16 protein-coding genes are annotated in these 18,316 nt (G+C 43.4%); 6 read left to right on the plus strand and 10 right to left on the minus strand.

Going from position 1 to position 18,316, the window contains the following annotated elements; all coding sequences use genetic code 11:
• Nucleotides 1-245: dicarboxylate/amino acid:cation symporter (locus ACW689_RS11200; RefSeq protein WP_476291337.1), on the plus strand; the 245-nt coding region annotated here is incomplete at its 5' end.
• Between the two features lie 89 nt (nucleotides 246-334).
• On the opposite strand, the gene ACW689_RS11205 is transcribed toward ACW689_RS11200, so the two are convergent.
• The 8 genes from ACW689_RS11205 to ACW689_RS11240 all read right to left on the minus strand — a co-directional run bounded on the left by ACW689_RS11205 (nucleotide 335) and on the right by ACW689_RS11240 (nucleotide 9,054).
• Nucleotides 335-1,504 carry a cystathionine beta-lyase gene (locus ACW689_RS11205; RefSeq protein WP_476291339.1) on the minus strand — a complete coding sequence of 390 codons (1,170 nt, stop codon included), beginning with the start codon at nucleotides 1,502-1,504 and terminating at the stop codon, nucleotides 335-337.
• Between the two features lie 10 nt (nucleotides 1,505-1,514).
• Nucleotides 1,515-2,429, minus strand: coding sequence for an NAD(+) diphosphatase (gene nudC, locus ACW689_RS11210; RefSeq protein ID WP_476291341.1), 915 nt, complete (start codon nucleotides 2,427-2,429; stop codon nucleotides 1,515-1,517).
• 157 nt (nucleotides 2,430-2,586) lie between these two features.
• On the minus strand, nucleotides 2,587-3,381 hold the full coding sequence (gene nagB / locus ACW689_RS11215; protein WP_476291343.1) for a glucosamine-6-phosphate deaminase: 795 nt from the start codon (nucleotides 3,379-3,381) through the stop codon (nucleotides 2,587-2,589).
• 255 nt (nucleotides 3,382-3,636) lie between these two features.
• Nucleotides 3,637-4,764 carry a transmembrane glucosamine N-acetyltransferase NagX gene (gene nagX / locus ACW689_RS11220; RefSeq protein ID WP_476291345.1) on the minus strand — a complete coding sequence of 376 codons (1,128 nt, stop codon included), beginning with the start codon at nucleotides 4,762-4,764 and terminating at the stop codon, nucleotides 3,637-3,639.
• A gap of 65 nt (nucleotides 4,765-4,829) precedes the next feature.
• Nucleotides 4,830-5,954 (minus strand): N-acetylglucosamine-6-phosphate deacetylase, encoded by a 1,125-nt coding sequence (nagA, locus tag ACW689_RS11225; RefSeq protein ID WP_476291347.1) that lies wholly within the window; start codon nucleotides 5,952-5,954, stop codon nucleotides 4,830-4,832.
• Nucleotides 5,954-6,862 (minus strand): N-acetylglucosamine kinase, encoded by a 909-nt coding sequence (gene nagK / locus ACW689_RS11230; RefSeq protein WP_476291349.1) that lies wholly within the window; start codon nucleotides 6,860-6,862, stop codon nucleotides 5,954-5,956. The genes nagA and nagK overlap by 1 nt, the downstream gene beginning before the upstream one ends.
• A gap of 269 nt (nucleotides 6,863-7,131) precedes the next feature.
• Nucleotides 7,132-7,974 (minus strand): isopenicillin N synthase family dioxygenase, encoded by an 843-nt coding sequence (locus tag ACW689_RS11235; RefSeq protein ID WP_476291351.1) that lies wholly within the window; start codon nucleotides 7,972-7,974, stop codon nucleotides 7,132-7,134.
• Nucleotides 7,975-8,247: 273 nt separating this feature from the next.
• The gene (locus ACW689_RS11240) at nucleotides 8,248-9,054 is read right to left on the minus strand and encodes a M48 family metallopeptidase (protein ID WP_476291353.1); all 807 of its coding nucleotides are present in this window, start codon (nucleotides 9,052-9,054) and stop codon (nucleotides 8,248-8,250) included.
• Nucleotides 9,055-9,232: 178 nt separating this feature from the next.
• Between ACW689_RS11240 and ACW689_RS11245 the strand changes: the two genes are divergently transcribed.
• Nucleotides 9,233-10,423 carry a Bcr/CflA family efflux MFS transporter gene (locus ACW689_RS11245; RefSeq protein WP_476291355.1) on the plus strand — a complete coding sequence of 397 codons (1,191 nt, stop codon included), beginning with the start codon at nucleotides 9,233-9,235 and terminating at the stop codon, nucleotides 10,421-10,423.
• A 30-nt stretch (nucleotides 10,424-10,453) separates the two neighbouring features.
• Here ACW689_RS11245 and grpE read toward each other — a convergent pair whose 3' ends face one another.
• Both grpE and ACW689_RS11255 read right to left on the minus strand, forming a co-directional pair.
• The gene (gene grpE, locus ACW689_RS11250; RefSeq protein WP_476291357.1) at nucleotides 10,454-11,053 is read right to left on the minus strand and encodes a nucleotide exchange factor GrpE; all 600 of its coding nucleotides are present in this window, start codon (nucleotides 11,051-11,053) and stop codon (nucleotides 10,454-10,456) included.
• Between the two features lie 58 nt (nucleotides 11,054-11,111).
• Nucleotides 11,112-12,056, minus strand: a complete 945-nt coding sequence (locus ACW689_RS11255) for an HrcA family transcriptional regulator (RefSeq protein WP_476291359.1) — start codon at nucleotides 12,054-12,056, stop codon at nucleotides 11,112-11,114.
• An 86-nt stretch (nucleotides 12,057-12,142) separates the two neighbouring features.
• On the opposite strand from ACW689_RS11255, the gene nadK reads away from it, so the two are divergent.
• From nadK to ACW689_RS11275, 4 genes are all read left to right on the plus strand, one after another.
• Entirely contained in the window at nucleotides 12,143-13,027 is an 885-nt protein-coding gene (gene nadK / locus ACW689_RS11260; protein ID WP_476291361.1) for an NAD(+) kinase, read from the plus strand.
• 65 nt (nucleotides 13,028-13,092) lie between these two features.
• On the plus strand, nucleotides 13,093-13,689 hold the full coding sequence (locus tag ACW689_RS11265; RefSeq protein ID WP_476291611.1) for a hypothetical protein: 597 nt from the start codon (nucleotides 13,093-13,095) through the stop codon (nucleotides 13,687-13,689).
• An 86-nt stretch (nucleotides 13,690-13,775) separates the two neighbouring features.
• Nucleotides 13,776-15,452, plus strand: coding sequence for a DNA repair protein RecN (gene recN, locus ACW689_RS11270; protein ID WP_476291363.1), 1,677 nt, complete (start codon nucleotides 13,776-13,778; stop codon nucleotides 15,450-15,452).
• A gap of 459 nt (nucleotides 15,453-15,911) precedes the next feature.
• Entirely contained in the window at nucleotides 15,912-18,026 is a 2,115-nt protein-coding gene (locus ACW689_RS11275) for a neutral/alkaline non-lysosomal ceramidase N-terminal domain-containing protein (protein ID WP_476291365.1), read from the plus strand.
• Nucleotides 18,027-18,316: the final 290 nt, after the last annotated feature.

The raw sequence follows: 18,316 nt of genomic DNA on the forward strand, positions 1-18,316 counted from the left end.
CTGGTGTACCCGGCGTTGGCTTGATCATGCTTGCCATGGTACTCAATCAAGTAGGCCTGCCTGTAGAGGGGATAGCAATTATCATTGGTGTCGACCGTCTTCTTGATATGACTCGTACAGCAGTTAATGTCACAGGCGACTGTATGGTAACCTGCATCGTCGCAAAGTCTGAAAATGAGTTTGATTTAGATGTGTTTAACGATCCTGATGCAGCTAAAGAGCTAGAGGAAAAAACCTCGCTTTAAGCACGCGTTTACACACATAACAAAGGGAGTCCAAATGGGCTCCCTTTGTTATTTCGCCCTTTTTAAAAAATGGGCGTTTTCATTAATTCTTAACAATGAGCTGCATATTGCTTAAGCGCTTGCTCTAAATCAGCTAACAAATCTTCAACGTCTTCCAAACCGATATGCAATCGAATGATTGGTCCCTTCGACCATCCAGTAACGCTGCGCAGCCCAGCCACACTTCTTGTTGCGGTCACTAAGCTTTCATAGCCCCCCCACGAAAAACCCATTTTAAAATGCTCTAAGCTATCCAAAAATGTGTTAATGGCTTTTTGGCTCCCCTCTTTCATCACGAATGAAAACAAACCATTACTGCCGTTAAAATCACGCGCAAAGAATTCATGTCCCGGACAAGACGGCAATGCAGGATGCCGTACATGATCAACAAGTGGGTGGTTAGCCAACCAATTTGCTACTTGGAGAGCCGCTTTTTCATGCTGTGCGAGTCTCACTGGCATAGTACGAAGGCCTCTAAGCGCCAAATAGGCATCGTCAGCTGACGTGCACTGTCCAAGTAGGTATGAGTTTTCACGCAAAGTTGGCCAGTGTTGTTCGTTTGCTACCGCGACTCCCATCATCACATCCGAGTGGCCAACAATATATTTTGTAGCAGCTTGAATACTAATATCTACACCATGATCTAAAGGTTTATAATGCCAGCCATTACCATACGTATTATCTAGCATGGTTATCACGTTATGCGCCTTAGCTGCTGCAACCAAAGATGGTACATCCTGCACTTCCATCGTGATGGAGCCTGGTGACTCCAAAAATAGAACTTTGGTGTTTTCTTGAATGAGAGATGTAATATTTGCACCCACCATTGGATCATAATAAGTGGTCGATATGCCTAACCCTGCTAAGATTTTATCGCAAAAGTCACGAGTCGGTTCGTAGGCTGTATCAACCATCAACAAGTGGTCGCCAGCTTTTAAAAATGATAGCAGTGACTGACTAATAGCCGCTGCGCCACACGGGTAAAGCGCACACCCAGCGCCATTTTCCAACTCCATAATGGCATCTTGCAGTGCATAATGTGTATTAGTGCCTCGTCGTCCATAAAACAAAGTGCGGTTGCCACGTTCTTGGACAGCGTGTTGCAAGTCAGCTACAGACTCAAACACCACCGTTGAAGCGCGCTGTACAACAGGGTTAACAACTCCTTGCGTATATTGTGGTTTACGTCCAGAGCTCACTAGTTTTGTGTTCTTTTTCATTTAGATACCTTTACTGTGCTCGCCAATATTCAACCAAATAGCGAGATATCGAATCTGTTCGCGTCAATTTGTTGCCCGGGCGCTCATCTCCCCACTGACCAAATTGATTTAGCTCTTCTTTGCTAAACCATTGAGCGTCTTCTAAGTCATCCTGATCGATGCTGATATCTGTCGTACTCGCTTTACCAATAAAACCAAGCATTAATGAAGACGGGAAAGGCCAAGGCTGCGATGTGATATACTCTACTTCATGAACATCGATACCCGCCTCTTCCTTTACTTCTCGAACGACAGCTTGCTCTAATGTTTCGCCGGGGTCGACAAAACCAGCCAAAGTTGAGTAAACACCATCTGGCCAACTCGCTTGACGGCCCATCAAACACCTTTCGACTCCATCTTCAAACGTATGAGTGATCAACATGATAACGGCAGGATCAGTACGTGGAAAAGTCATATGACCACATTGGCTATTTTCACACTTTCTTGCATGACCGGCCTCAACACTTACATTGGTATACCCACAACGACCACAGAAACAGTGGGTTTTGTGCCAATAACATAGGCCACGCGCTAAAACCCCCACTGATGCCATCTGCTTTTCTAATTGTGGGCCGATGCGACGCATATCTACGAACTCAAGCTTTGTGTCTTGCATCAAACTGATCACTTGCTCAGTACCGCTCACATCAAGCGCAAAATAGCTATGAACATCATCCAGTCCTAAAAATATTGCCGTTTTTAAGTTAAATTCTGTGACTTGTTCAAATGAGAGAAAGTGTAATTCGTTGCACTCGATATTGATCAGGTTTCTATCCTTATCAATCAAAAGCCATCGGCTCTTGTCCGCCATTTGTTGTTCGATCCACAGCGGATCTTTGCGTTCGTTTGAAGCACGGTTGAGGTGCATATAGGTGTAATGCAGCAAAGCCTAATCCTTGTCGAAGTTATTTGCTTAAAGCTACCATATGCAACGCGAAAGCTAAACAGTTTGCCTAGCTGCAGACGGAATTGATTATCTTTGAGTGGCTGATTTTGAATAAAAAAAAGCCCTTTCGGGCTTTAAACTATAGTGTAACTCCACACTACAGAGAGGCAAGATAATCTTGAAGCTTTTGATTTTCAGCTTCAATATGTTGATAAAACTCTATGTCTTTAAGCTTACTTGCTGCCGCCAAATCAATGACAATGACCGCGTCTCTATGCATTTGTAATGCCGATGCAGGACAAGATGCTGTGAGCGGCCCTTCAACCATTGCTTGCACTGCCTCAGCTTTATTATCTCCAGTGGCAAGTAACACCACTTTTTGAGCATCTAATATGGTACCAATTCCCATTGTAATAGACAGATGCGGCTGATATTCACCTTCAGTAAAAAAGCGTGCATTATCTTCAATCGTTTCTTTCGTAAGCGTTTTAACACGAGTACGCGAAGTTAAACCCGACGATGGCTCATTAAAGCCAATGTGACCGTTACGTCCAATACCTAGTAACTGGAGGTCAACCCCACCCGCTGCGCTCATGCGAGCTTCATAATCTTGGCAAGCCGTAATAGGGTTTTTCGCATCTCCTGGTGGCACGTGCGTGTTATCAGCATTAATATCAATATGATTGAACAGCTGCTCATTCATAAAGTAACGGTAACTTTGTGGGTGATCACCATTTAATCCTAAGTATTCATCCAAATTAAATGTTGTTGCGTCCTTAAAGCTCACCAAGCCTTCTCGGTTTCGACGAATAAGCTCTTGATATAGTGCAACAGGAGTTGACCCTGTTGCTAAGCCCAATACTGATTCAGCTTTACGCTGTAGCTGAGAAGTGAAAATGTCAGCACCATAGGCAGCGACTTCTGCGGCATCATTTAAAATAACAATTTGCATAGTATTGGCTCAAGTTTGTTACAAAGAAAAAATGGGATCTGAGCCCTACTTCGCGTGCAATCAAAGCAAGGCCAGATCTAACCTAATTGGGATACACTTTATTAGGTATTACCATTATGACAACGCTGTCATTATTATCAGAATAAAAAGTTTTGTAAAGCGAAAGTGAAAAAAAATTCTCAATTTTAACTCCAAATACACGTAAGCCCGCTCAATACGCGGGCTTAACTTAGTTGAAAATATTTAAACTAGTCGCTACACACTGACAAAGATCTTGCGTTTATACATCCAATGCAATACTAAAAGCTGCACCAATAACAATGCGATAACCGCCAACAAAGGCTGAAAATTGGGTGATACTGCGTCAATAACCCCACCAAATACGCTTTTACTAATAAACTGCCAATTAACCAAGGACGAGGCAAGGTAAATGATAATAGAATTAGCACCAATAATTACAAACGGGTAAGCCAGCTTTTCACCATTTAATATGTCAACTAACGCATAAAATATCGCAAATAGAATCGCACTCCACCCTACTGTCACAAGTACAAATGAACTCGTCCAAAGCTCTTTATTTACGGGGAAATGTAAATCCCACAGCCAGCCCAGTATCACACATACAATGCCCGCCAAAAACAGCGCCCCCGCAGTTTTCCACTGCCCAAATTGCTGTGCATTAGCGATAAATCGACCAACAAAAACACCTGCAATAGCATTCACGATAGCGGGAAGGCTTGATAATACCCCCTCAGGGTCAACGACACGGTTTTGATAGCTGATCCCAGGTAGTAAATATTTATCGACCCACGCATTCCAGCTGCCCACAGCCGACAAATCACCTGAGACACCGCCCGGCACTGGGATAAAACATAACAAAATCCAATAAAACAGTAAGATGCCAACGCCAACGAACGCCTGAATGCGTGCAGATGTATGCCACACAAGTAAAACACAAAAGAACCAAGCAATTGCGATCCGCCCTAAAACACTGGCATAGCGAATTTCATCAAGTGCAACTGGAATACCAGTGCCCCAACCATGGTTGTACAAAATGCCCAGCAAACATAACAGCAAAAGTCTTTTTAAGGCTTTTTGATAGTAAGGTCGCCTTTCAATATAGGGCAAGTGGTCAATCCGCTTAGGCGATAGCCCCATTGCCACACCAGACAAAAAGATAAAAAGTGGAAAGATTAAGTCGTAGAAGGTAAAGCCATGCCATTGACTATGTACTGTATGCGCTTCAAAAAGTTTCCATCCCTGCCACCCTGTGAGTACAAACAACGCAGCAAATATCGATTGGCCACCTAAAATCCAGAACATATCCATACCGCGTAATGCATCTAGCGAAGCTAGTCTTTTTTTTGTTGTTTTTATTGTCATTTTTTACACCTTCTAAAACAAAAAAGCCCCGTTATACTGCAACGGGGTTTTTATTCAGGGAAAATCTAAAGTTTGCAGCCAGCAATATAGGTCGCAGTAGCAAACAAATCATCATCGAGTACAACAAAGTCCGCATCGGCGCCTTCTTGCAAATGACCTTTACTTTTCAAACCTAAATATTGAGCTGGGTAAAGTGATGCCATTCTTAAACTTTCTGGCAGTGCAATATCAAGGTCACGAACCGTATTTCGAACCGCACTAGCCATATCTAGCACACTTCCAGCTAGTTCACCGGTTGTGGAGTTGAGTCTATCTCCTGTGCGGATCACTTTGCGACCATCGAAAAAGTCAAACTCAGTGTCATCAGTACCGACTGGCGGCATCGCATCCGTTACCAATAGCATTTTACCTCTTTGCTTTGTACGAATAGCAAGTTTTGCTGACGTAGCATGAACATGGTGGCCATCTACAATTAACCCACACCAGCTGTTATCATCCCACAGTGCTGCACCTACCACGCCAGGTTCTCGAGACGTGAATGCCGACATTGCGTTAAATAAATGCGTAAACCCATCAGCGCCTGCTCGAAGCGCTGCATTTGTTGTATCGTAATCTGCATTTGAGTGGCCAATACAAACCTTAACCCCCATATCAACCAGGCGCTCAATATCCGTCAATGGTATCGTTTCAGGTGCCAAGGTCACCATTTTAATCCCTAAGTCTTGACGCGCATAAATAGCAAACTCTTCCTCAGAGATAGGTCGAATATAGTGCTCACTGTGAGTGCCTTTTTTGGGGTGAGACAGATGTGGACCTTCAAAGTGGACGCCAACAACCCCTATATGCTTGCTAGAGATAGCCTCCGCAACCGCATCTGCCGCAGCGCTCATAACTTCAATTTTGTCTGTGATCAAAGTAGGCATCAACGCCGTTGAGCCAAACTGCCCATGGGCTAATACCATTTTGTTCAAACATTCGGTGCTTTGATCCGCATTAAAAAACGCGCCACCACCACCATTAACTTGAACATCAATGAAACCAGGTACAACTAACCCTGTCAGTTCAATCACATCATGTTCTTGTGACTTAGACAAAAACTGTACTTTTCCCTGCTCAACCGAAAAAAGCACGTTTTCCTTAAACTCATAGCCATCAAATAGGCTTTTGGCACGGAACGTTTGCTTGCTCATCAATTGACCTTTATGTTTTGTTCAATATTTTGAATGGCGTAATAGATAGCACCCATTTCTGGTGGCTGTTTAGGTAACTCTACTTTCATCGAGACCTCTGGATCTAACCACTTTTTAAGAGGCTCAGCGAGACCGCCAATCATGGACAACCGTGGTGGGTTATTTTCGAGTAGGCGCTTAGCCAGGCGGCTAATATAATCAGCACCTTGAGTTACAATCGACAAAGCAACTTCGTCTTGCTGTTCCGCAGCTTCAAGCACATAACGCGCTAATTTTGCATATCCACTTGAGGGTTGACCTGCCATTTGCTCCGCGACCCCCATCGCTGTAGTGGTATTAAAGTGCGTTTTGAACATATCACTCATTGCCGTCGACGGGCCTAAGCCATCTAAATCAAGTAAAGCTGCCTTAATCGCTTCAAGACCCATCCACGCACCACTGCCAATATCGCCTTGTCCAAAGCCATGACCACCATAATTCACCGATTTACCATCGACAATAGCAAAGCCACAAGAACCAGTACCGGTAATGATTACAGCTCCATCTTCACCTTCGTGGGCACCAATACATGCTGTATGTAAGTCAGTTGTTAAAAACATGCTCTGAAATGGGTGATCCCACTGCATAATTTTGTCATACAAAGCAGGTAAATTAACACCCGCTAACCCCATACCAGCATTCAGCTCGTGAACTTGTTCAACTCTCAACCCTGCATCCTGTAAGGCAATCTGAGTAGACACCATGATTGACTCTAAGGTACGTTCGAGCCCATGAAGAGGATTTGCGGGACCACCCAGACCAGTACCTAACACACCGTGCTGTTGCGAGTAGATAGTAGCGCGGCATTTTGTTCCTCCGCCATCTATACCTATATATAACTGGTCTTGTTGTACCTGTTTAGCCATCATAAAGTGACCTCTATCGATTTGGTTTGGCTCATTTTTATTAGTAATTGCTGAGCATTCAGTCGTGTTGAATTAATGTTACACACAAAATGACAGCGTTGTCATTATTTTTTTTGCCAATTTACTCGACAATGAAAAATTCTAATATTGCACAGAATAACGAAATTGTCAGCGAAATTTTGCTAACAATATTGAGAATATATAAACAAAAGCAGCTATAAAGTAAAGGTATGTATTTGTTTTAAATAAAAAAAGCGGCATAGCCGCTTTTTTTATTTAACACCAAGTTCAGTTAATCGCTCTTGGAGGTAACTATCTGCTGTGTAGCGCTCTGACAACACAACGTCTGGTCTTGGGTGTAAAAATAGTGGTAATGAAATACGTGATTTCGTTGACGCTTTACCCGTAGGGTTAATTACACGGTGAATTGTTGACGGGAAGTAGCCGCCCGATGCTTCTTGAAGCATGTCACCAATGTTGATGATCAATGAGCCAAAGTCACATGGTACATCTAACCAACCACCGTCTTGTGTTTGTACTTGTAAGCCAGGCTCATTTGCTGCAGGTAATACAGTTAGCAAGTTAATGTCGCCATGAGCTGCTGCACGGATTGCACCTGGCTCCTCATCACCTGTCATTGGTGGATAATGCAATATACGCAGTAATGTTTGCTCAGAGTCAGCAATCATATCTTTTAAATCGATAGAGAACTTAGCACGAACGTCTTCAGGTGCTTGCTCTTGAACCCAGCTTAATAATTGCGCAGCAAACTCGTTTGCTAAACGGTAGTATTCACGGATCTCAGCGTCTAGTTGTGCAGGTACACGACCTTTTGGATAAACATGAAAATACTCTTTAATGTCTTTTACTGTGAAACCTTTCGCTACCTCAGATACTTCTGGTGGGAAGTAACCATCTTGAGTCTGTTTGTCATATAAGAATTCATGCTTTTGCTCAGAGTTGAAAAACTCCTGCCAGTTCTTATAGATAGACTCTACAAGTGATTGAGGGATTGGGTGGTTTTTTAATACACCGAAGCCTGTATTGCGTAGAGACTCGACAAATTGCGCTGCTGCATCTGGCGCTTGATAATCGACCGTAGGTAATTGTTGCATATTGATTCCACTTGATTATTGCATGAATTCACTTGTACATAAGCTATCGGTATTGAACCCCGCCTATCTAAGTGCACGTACTGTGTAGATAGCTGGCGAGCATAGAGAAATAAGGCATTTTGGATAAGGACTTTTGTCCTCTCCTGTTTTCAGTTGCACACTATTTTGAGCCAGATCAAACTTATTCAAATACGATGCCGCCAAATCTATAAGTAAGCCTAAATATAGCACTTTAGAGAAAAAGCATGTGCAAGTGGCACATGCTTTAAAAACTCACTGGCAGTTAGGTTTTTGACCAGCTTGCCACGCAGCTTGTTTAATCTCATTAGCACTGGCCATGCCTTGTTGCAAATTAGCAATACGGCTTTGTGGTGCTGGGTGGGTTGACATAAATTCAGGTGGACGTTCGCCCGAAGCGGCTTCCATGTTCTGCCAAAGATCCACCGAGCCTTGTGGCTCAAACCCCGCTTTAGCCATTAAATCCAACCCTATAATGTCCGCTTCGCTTTCATGAGAGCGGCTAAATGGTAATGCAACGCCAAATTGCGCGCCTAGCCCTAACCCTTGCATAATCGCGTCGCGATATTGCACATCTCCCATCTGTAACGCCGCATTACTTGCTTGCAAACCAAACTGCAGCAAACTATTTTGCGACATTCGTTCATTAGCATGCTGAGCAATGACGTGCCCAACTTCATGGCCCATCACTGCCGCTAATTGATGTTGATTCTTGGCAACCTCTAACAACCCAGTATGCACACCAATTTTACCACCCGGTAAAGCGAAAGCATTCGCACTGGGTTCTTTGAAAACCACCACTTCCCATTGCTGATTTGCATATTCAGTAGGTAGCTGTGCGATCAACTGATCGGCAATACACTTAACGTACGCATTGGTTTTTTTGTCCGACTCAATGGCTTGTTGTTCTTTCATTTGCTCAAAGCTGGCAACACCCATCTCGTTCATTTTTTGATCTGAATATAACGCAATTTGCGTGCGCCCTGTCGGTGAAGTTTTACACCCAGAAACGGCAAGCGAGATCACCACTGCGCTTGCTAAAGTCGTCAGTACTTTTTTCATACTGCTAATTCCTAATAACATAAGCCTGCTGCTAGTTTAAAACATCTTTGCGATGACTCAAGAGCGGGCCTTTGCAATTGTACACATTTGCCTTAAATATTTGCCGTTTAACTATTAACTTAAGCTTAATGCCACCACTCACGCTATAATGAGCAAAAGTTCTCATTTATGGACCCTCGTGCAACACTCTCACTCTTTAGGCCGTTTGTTTTTGCCTTTATTGGCTAGCCTCGTCGCACTAACGCCACTGGCGATAGATTTATATTTACCCGCAATGCTCGCCATTGCACAACAATTAAATACCTCGCTCGAACATGTGCAAGTATCTTTAAGTTGTTATTTGGCTGGGTATGCTTTTGGCATGCTGATTTTCGGTCCTCTCGCTGACAGGTACTCTCGTACTTTACTGGCGCGTATTGGTTTAACAGGCTTTGCTTTAAGCTCTATGATGCTAGCTCTAACGACCAATATTGAAGTGTTTAACGTTTTACGTGTTATACAAGCCTTTTCAGGAGCTGCTGCCAGCGTCGTCGTGCCTGGTATCATCAGGCATTACTATCAGCAAGAAACAGCAAAAGGCATGTCTTATGTTTCTATGATCATGATGCTTGCACCTTTACTTGCACCGAGTATAGGCGCTGGTTTAATGCTTATTTGGCATTGGAGCGCTATATTTTGGGCTCTTGCCGCGTACGGCTTTTTAGTTTTGACATGCTGTTTTCTAGCAGATATTGATGTGCCGAACTTTAACTCAAATAAGCTCTCGGTGTCATTTTTCTTAAAAAACTATCGTACCGTATTGTCTAACCAAATGAGTCGCTTCGACATACTGACTTCCATGGCGGCATCATTTGCGTTCTTTTGTTTCTTAACTTCGGTGCCCTTTGTCTATCTAGATTATTTTGCTGTCTCCGAGCCGCTGTTTGGTGTGCTATTTGCGTTTAATGTTATTGCATTGATGTTTGGTAATTTTTTAAACACGCGGTTGGTGCCCAAACTCGGTTCGAGAAGAATGTTATATCTAGGCTTAACTATCGGGTTAGTAGTTGGCAGCATTTTAGTGCTTGAAAGCACCATGTCAGTCAGTGTCTGGCTATTTGCTGTTACTGTGGCGCCATTGATGATGAGTCTTGGGATCATCGCCAGTAATGCCGATGCATTAGTTTTACTTGCTTTTGAACAACATACAGGTACCGCAACTGCGGTAATTGGTACACTGCGTTTTGGCAGTGGTGCCCTTGTTGGCCCAATATTAGCCTTTATTAAGCCTGAAAGCGCACTCCCCTTCGCCAGTATAATGCTAGCTGCTGTGATGCTCAGTGTCGGCTATCAAATAATCCAAAAATCTCGCATAAAAAAAGCCGATTGATATCGGCTTTTTTTACATCTAAATTTAGGCTTATTCAGCTTCTTTAGACACCATAACCATCGCTGGACGTAACAAACGGCCATTCAATGTATAACCTTTTTGCATCACTGCTAGTACGGTATTTGGCGACACATCATTACTTGGCTGAATCGACATCGCTTGATGTAATTCTGGGTTAAATGTTTCACCTTGAGGATTGACTGTTTCAACACCAAATTTAGCAACTGCATCTGAAAAGCTCTTAAGCGTCATGTCGATACCTTCAAGGATAGGTTTCAACGTTTCGTTTTCTTTATCAGAGAACTCGATAGCACGCTCTAAGTTGTCGATGACAGGTAACAGCTCGTTTGCGAACTTCTCTAGTGCAAATTTATGTGCCTTCTCAACATCTTGTGCTGCACGACGGCGCATATTCTCAACATCAGCAGCAGCTCTTACAACGCTATCTTGCTGATCTTTAATCGTTTGCTTAGCCGCTTCTAGTTCAGCGTATAAGCCAGCAATTTCTTCTTCTGGGCTTAATTCGTTTTGCTCAGCTTGATCCTGTACTTCTTCTTGCGTTTGTGCCGCTTGTTCTAATTGATCCGCAGCTTCTTGTTCATGTTCAGGGGCATTGGTTTGCTCAGACATGTAAGATTTCTCCAATTCTTTACAACTGTCGCTAATTATGGGGATTGAATTTTTAGTTTCAACCCCTTGATGGACTGATTTGAGAAAATTGTGTGATGATTGCTTCAATCGGTGCATTTGCTGGGCAAATTACACAAAACCTGCTTTGGTATTCACCATTTTGAAAATAAGGTAAACTCAATACCAAGGCCTGTTTTATATTGAGCGTACTCAGCTCAGTTCCCATTAAAACAGATAAACCATTTTTAAACGCCAACCTATCTTCAACTTGATGTAAGAATGACACGCCAATATTGAGCTCATTGCCAACACCTAAGCCTTGGTAAAGATAGCGCTCTCCAACCACAATACTGTTGTCAGTGCCTAGTTGTTGGTTAAGCTCTCTTGTCCATTGTGTCAACTGCTCTCTACAACTTTCAGGCGCACTGTGTGCCATCGCACGCATACGATGTAAGCCTTCAATCAGTGTTTGCTGACTAAACACCGTATTCATCCATGCAGCAAACAAGTACCTGTGTTTATCACTATCATCTGCAGGTTTATTTATGCATATATTTTGAGACTGGCCCGCTCTATCAATCAGTAAAACTAGCCAAGATGTACTGTCAAACGCCAACACCTCCACTCTAAAAACCAATTGAGAACTTGCTTGAGGTAAGCCAACACAGCAACAAACACTGTATTGTTGGCTCAAGCTATGCGCAAATTCCACCAACTGGTTTTGCTCAGGCTGCCAATAATTTGCAATATCAGGTAATGAAAAATACTCCTCAAGCCAATACTTTAGGCCAGAATCTGTAGGAACACGTCCGGCTGACGTGTGCGGTGAATACAAAAGCCCTTCTTTTTCTAACCGAGCCATGGCATTGCGAACTGTGGCTGAGCAAACAGCCATCCCTTTTTGCTTGGCGATTTTACTCGAAGCAACAGGATGCCCTTCACCATTACAGTACAAGCTCATCACGGCTGAGAAGATTTGTTGGTCGCGTGCTGTTAATTTCATATTATTTATGTAGTGACATCATTTGCCAGTTTCAAGTCGTAACTTTTTAAGTTAGTCTTGCGCTATATTTTTCAAGGACACTCAACATGACGACTCCCTTCAAAACCATAGGCTTAATAGGAAAGCCTAACCATGAAGGCGCGGCGTTGACCTTACAACGCTTATACACCTTTTTGCAAGCACTTGGTTATTCTGTGCTGGTTGAATCACGCGTTGGGGCACAAATTCCCAACATTGATAACAACGTACTCACAGAGTTGGTTGAGCTGGGTAATTTATGTGATTTGGCCATTGTGGTGGGTGGTGATGGCAATATGCTGGGCGCTGCCCGTGTCCTCGCTCGGTTTGATGTGGCTGTGATTGGCGTTAACCGAGGTAATTTAGGGTTTTTAACCGACTTGAACCCAGAAGGATTTGAAGCAAGCCTAGAAGAGGTGCTACGTGGTGAATATCGCTGTGAGTCTCGTTTCTTGCTGGAAGTTGAAGTATATCGACATGCGCAACTTAAAAGCGCCAATTTAGCCGTGAATGAGGCCGTGTTACATGCCGATAAAGTCGCTCATATGATTGAGTTTGAAGCCTTTATCAATAATGAGTTTGTATTTTCGCAACGTTCCGATGGCCTTATTGTATCCACACCGACAGGCTCAACCGCCTACTCTTTGTCTGGTGGCGGGCCCATTTTAACACCTGAGCTAAATGCATTGGCGTTGGTGCCCATGTTTCCTCATACCTTATCAAGCCGCCCTTTAGTTGTGGATGCAGATAACGAAGTTCGCCTGAAACTGAGCATTGATAATACAGCCAGCCTGCAAGTAAGCTGCGATAGTCATGTTGTCTTAGCCGTACTCCCGGGTGATGAAGTGGTCATAAAAAAAGCACAGAAAAAACTGCGTTTGATCCACCCTAAATCTTACTCGTATTACAATGTACTCAGACAAAAATTAAATTGGGGCAGTAGGCTTTACTAATGACATATATTTGCCGCAAAATAGGGGGAGATATTTTTCTAATTTAGGAAATTTTAGCATTTATGATCAGTTACATTGTTTTTTTCACGCTCATACTACTTATCACCTTACTCGGTGTTTATGTAGTTATTGAAAACAACAGAAAAAAAGCACGCGAAGCGGAGAAAAAAATATTCAACGACCGTTTAAAAGAGATCACCACACATTTTAAAATAAAAACGCAAGAGTATGTGGACGCCAAAATTCTTCGACCCAAATATGCGCCCAAGATTAACGCCATCGTCGGTAACTTTTTTGTCGTACAAGCACATACTGAACAAAACCTAAACCAATTAGAACAAGTAAGCGCGCAATTTACGCGCACGGTAGGTGCTGAATTAGGTAAATGCCGTGATGCCGGTCGTATTGATTTACTTGCAGAACAATTACAGTACTTTGTCGCTGAGCTACCGTCATCAGGTATCGCGTTTAACAAAGAATTTTATTACGAAATCTTGCCAGCTCTTATCACCCTTATCAAAACACCAGACTTACCCCCAGAACTTCAACAAGAAGATTCCGATACTGATGGCGAAGAGCCTAGTGAAGAAGAAGTGCAACAGGATATCAATAAAACACAACAACAAATGAGCGCCGCAAGACAAAGACTAACAACCAGTTAATTTCTCGCTCCTCAATAAAAATTCAAGTTGCTTTTAACAAGCATACTGTATAGATTAACAGTATAACCACTGTTTGGATACACAGTATGCTTATTAACTTAGAAATTAAAAATTTTGCTATCGTAAACGCGCTCCATGTTGAATGGCATGAAGGTATGACTGCGATTACCGGTGAAACCGGCGCAGGTAAATCAATTGCTATTGATGCCTTATCTTTGTGTCTTGGTGAGCGCGCAGACCCATCGGCTATTCGCCCAAATACAGACAAAGCTCAGCTTAGCGCCCATTTTGACATTTCAAAGTTACCTATAGCTCAACAGTTTTTAAAGGAGCATATGCTCAATAACGAAGAGCATGACTGTATTTTACGCCGAGTGATCAGTAAAAATGGTCGCAGCAAAAGCTACATTAATGGCGTAGCGGTGACCGCAAGCCAATTAAAAGAGCTTGGACAGTATCTTATTTCTATTCATGGCCAACACGCCCACCAACTGCTACTTAAACCAGAGCATCAACTGCATTTATTAGATGCTTACGCGGGACACAGTACTTTACTCAACACCGTAACCGCACAATACAGCTACTTTAATAAGCTGCAAAAAGAGTACAACGAGTTGCAAAAGCAGCAACAGGCGCAAGTTGCCAAGCAACAATTGCTAGAGTATCAAGTTGCTGAGCTTGACGAGTTTGCCCTTGAAGACGGTGAGTTTGAGCAAATTGAAATGGAACACAGTCGGTTAAGCCACAGCCAAACCATTCTCGAAACCTGCCAGCGTGAATTACAACACTTGTACGAGCAAGATGATCAGACTGTACTTAGTCAGTTACAACACAGCGCACAACAGTTTTTTGACCTTGCCAATTACGACGCTCAACTTAACTCTATCGCTCAAATGCTCGAAGAGGCCTCGGTACAAGTAGAAGAAGCCTGCCGTGAAGTGCGCACATATGGAGAACATATCGAGCAAGATCCAATGCGTTTGCAAGAGCTGGAAGAGCGCTTATCTAAAGCCATGGACTTGGCAAGAAAACATGCGGTTAAACCGGATGAGCTCTACGCATTTCATCAACAACTCAAGTCAGAACTGGATGACATCAGCTCAGATTCGCAAAGGCTAGATGCCCTGGAAGTAGAAATCGCCGATGCGATACATGCCTATAATATTGCCGCTAAAGGCCTCAGTGAAAGCCGTCAAGTGGCAGCAAAAACCCTCAATGAATTGATCACCAAAAGCATGTGTTCGCTGTCGATGGAAAATGGCCAGTTTGCAATTGAGTTGTCGCAAAAGCCACAGCAAAAACCCACAGCTAAGGGTTTTGATGAGATTGAGTTTTTGGTTACCACCAACCCCGGCCAACCGCTTCAACCACTGGGTAAAGTGGCCTCAGGTGGTGAACTATCACGTATTAGTTTGGCCATTCAGGTGATCATTGCGCAGCGTGTCACCACCCCTACGCTTATTTTTGATGAAGTTGATGTGGGGATCTCTGGCCCAACGGCATCACAAGTGGGTAAACTCTTAAGACAACTGGGTAAATCGACCCAAGTCATTTGTGTGACCCACTTGCCACAAGTCGCCTGTAGTGGTCATCAACAGTTTTTTGTGGCTAAAAAAGTCGAAGGTGGCGAAACCTTTACCTCAATGAAACCGCTTGAACACGATATGCGAGTGGAAGAAATCGCCCGCCTAATTGGCGGCGACACAATAAGTACAACGGCTAAAGCCAGTGCGCAAGAGCTGCTTACAGTACAAAGTGCTTAAACAGTGGCCGTACAACAGATAAAACGGATAAACTGTAGGTCGGCATAAGCGAAGCGCCATCCGACGCTGTAAATTATAACGTCGGATGGCGCTGCTTCGCAGCTTAATCAGCCTACAAAACACACAACTAACCCACTATTTCCTCTTTATTTACAGGGCTGTTGAAGCGCATAAAACAGCTGTCGTGAAATAGTCGACCTTATTACTCAGCCTAAAACACTAAGCGCCACTTCACGCCAAAAAGTAAAAACCACATTCGGTACTTCACCATAGCCTCCCTAGCTAAGTCATGACTAAAAAATTATTTTTGTTATTCAAATGTTGTCAACTTGATAAATTTAGAGCTAACCTTCAATTGTCTGACTATCTCGCGAGTATAGAAAGCGCCACCCTTTATGGGTACTCATCCTTCAAAACAATAAACACAGCTATGCCAAATCGCATGGCCTAGGGATTTGTATGACTTTTTATAACTCAAAATATGTATGCTGGCAGAAAACGCTCGCCAGCTTTGCTTTATTGCTCCTAAGCTTAGGCGCTAAAGCAAGTAATGACTGGCTCATTGGCACGGGTATTTACGATATCACCGGACCTGCCGCCGATAGAGGCATGGTCGGCTACGGAGATATTGCACAAACAACCAAAGGTATACACACAAGGCTTTGGTCACGAGCATTTGTTATTGGTACACCCACCAGCAACCGCTACATCGCATTCGTAAGTGCCGATCTACTAAGCATTACGCAAGGTGTACATCAAGGTGTGTTAAAAAAAATTGCGAGCGATCCATTGCTTGCCCCCCACTTCAACCAAAATAACATCATGCTCAGTGCAACCCATACCCACGTTGGGCCCGGTGGCTATGATCATAATATTATGCTCAATATGAGTGCACTTGGCTATGATGCGGATAACTATAATACCATCGTTAACGGTGTTTACGTCTCTATTCGCAATGCTTTCATCAGCAAAGCTTTTGGCAGTATAAAAGTGAATGAAGGACAACTCGCTGGCGCGTCGATTAATCGCAATCCAACCGCGTACAGTCAAAACCCAGATGTGGATGACTACACCAAAAACATCAACGAAACCATGACGCTCCTAAAGTTTGTAAAAAGCAACGGGCAAGAAATCGGCATGCTGAATTGGTTTGGTGTTCACAATGTCTCTAGCAATCAGAGCCAAAGGCTTATCACTGGAGATAACAAAGGACTTGCAGCGCAATTATTTGAAAAACAAAAAGGCGCAAATTGGCCACTATCAGGCCAGTTTGTTGCGGCATTTGCCAACAGTGAAGAAGGCGATGTGTCACCCAATGTATGCGGGCCAGAAAATGGTTGTGCGGGCAAAGGTAATAACGAAGATAACGTGGCGCTGTCTGCACAAAAGCAATATAACAAAGCCATGAATTTATACGATTCAGCTTCTGAAACATTAAGTGGTCAGCTAGATTTTCGTTTTCAATACGTGAAAATGCCCGGCTTTAATGTTTCAAGCCACTATACAGGCGACAGCAACCAAGCCCTTTGCGAAGGTGCAATTGGCTTTTCAATGACCGCCGGCGCGACTCATGATGGCCCGTCTGGTCAAGCAGGCGTGTTTGAAGGCATGACACAAGATAACGAAGGCTCTGCATGGGATCGCAACACGGCGATTGGTGCTGTCAGCGGTGCTTTCAAGTTCATTAATGATTTTGGCGGTTTACTCGGGTTTGATAAGAACGTACTGGGCAGTAAAACCCATGAGCGTTGCCAATATCCCAAACCGACTTTTTTACCAATAAAACTAAGCGCTGCCGCACACCTCTACACAGATATTTTACCGTTCCAGTTATTTCAAATTGGCAATATGGCATTAGTAAGTATCCCCGGTGAAATGACCACCATGGCTGCTCGCAGGTTGCGAAATGACCTACAAGCAACACTCGCGACAAAAGGCATAACAAGAGTTGTATTCGCAGGCTTAGCGAACGCATATAGTGGATATATCACCACCAAAGAAGAGTATCGTATCCAATATTACGAAGGCGCGCATAATCTTTTCGGTCAGTATACGCTTGCGGCCTACCGTCAAATCTATTCAGATCTTGCAAGTGCTTTGAGCAGCGGCCAAAGTGTAAGCGTAGGCCCTACCCCACTTGATTGGTCAAACAAGCAAAAAGTTCATGCCATTGGTGTGGTTTATGACGACAAACGCTTATGGGAGTCTTTTGGCCAAACTTGGCAAAATGCAAATAGCCGATACAACCGAGGAGACACAGTCAAGGTCAAGTTTCGCTCGGGCCATCCGCAAAATAACTTTAAAACGATGGCCAGTTTTATGGAAGTGCAGCGCAGCATCAACGGCAATTGGACGACTGTTTTGACTGATAATGACATCAATACGAAGTTTAAGTGGATAAGAGATACAGCCCCCGATTGTCTGGCGTGTTCATTCGCACAACTAGAATGGACCATTGATGCAAATATGCAATCCGGCACCTACCGCATAAAACATAATGGACATTGGAAAAGTGGTTGGGATAGCAAAATACGCAGCTATTCCGGCTTCAGTCGGTCATTTTCAGTAAACTAACCAATAATACAAAGAGGCCTAGCATCACTAAGCCTCTTTTTTTGCAGTATGTCATTTAGCTGGAATTAAACAAAAACCTATCGCTCATCGCTAAAAGCAAACGGTGCCACATAATTGCTATTCGCCAGTTCAAAGCACGCATCCATGTGCGCTGTATACCTCGTTTCAAGGGGTTGTGGTTTTATCTCTCAACTCTCTGAGCAACTGAGTTTCCGGTCTACATATTATGAAGCAAGCGACTTGAGCCTTTGCCTTTTATTATGAAGCAAGCGACTTGACCCTTTGTCTTT

The sequence above is a fragment of the Pseudoalteromonas sp. ABE4_541 genome (genome assembly GCF_056312285.1).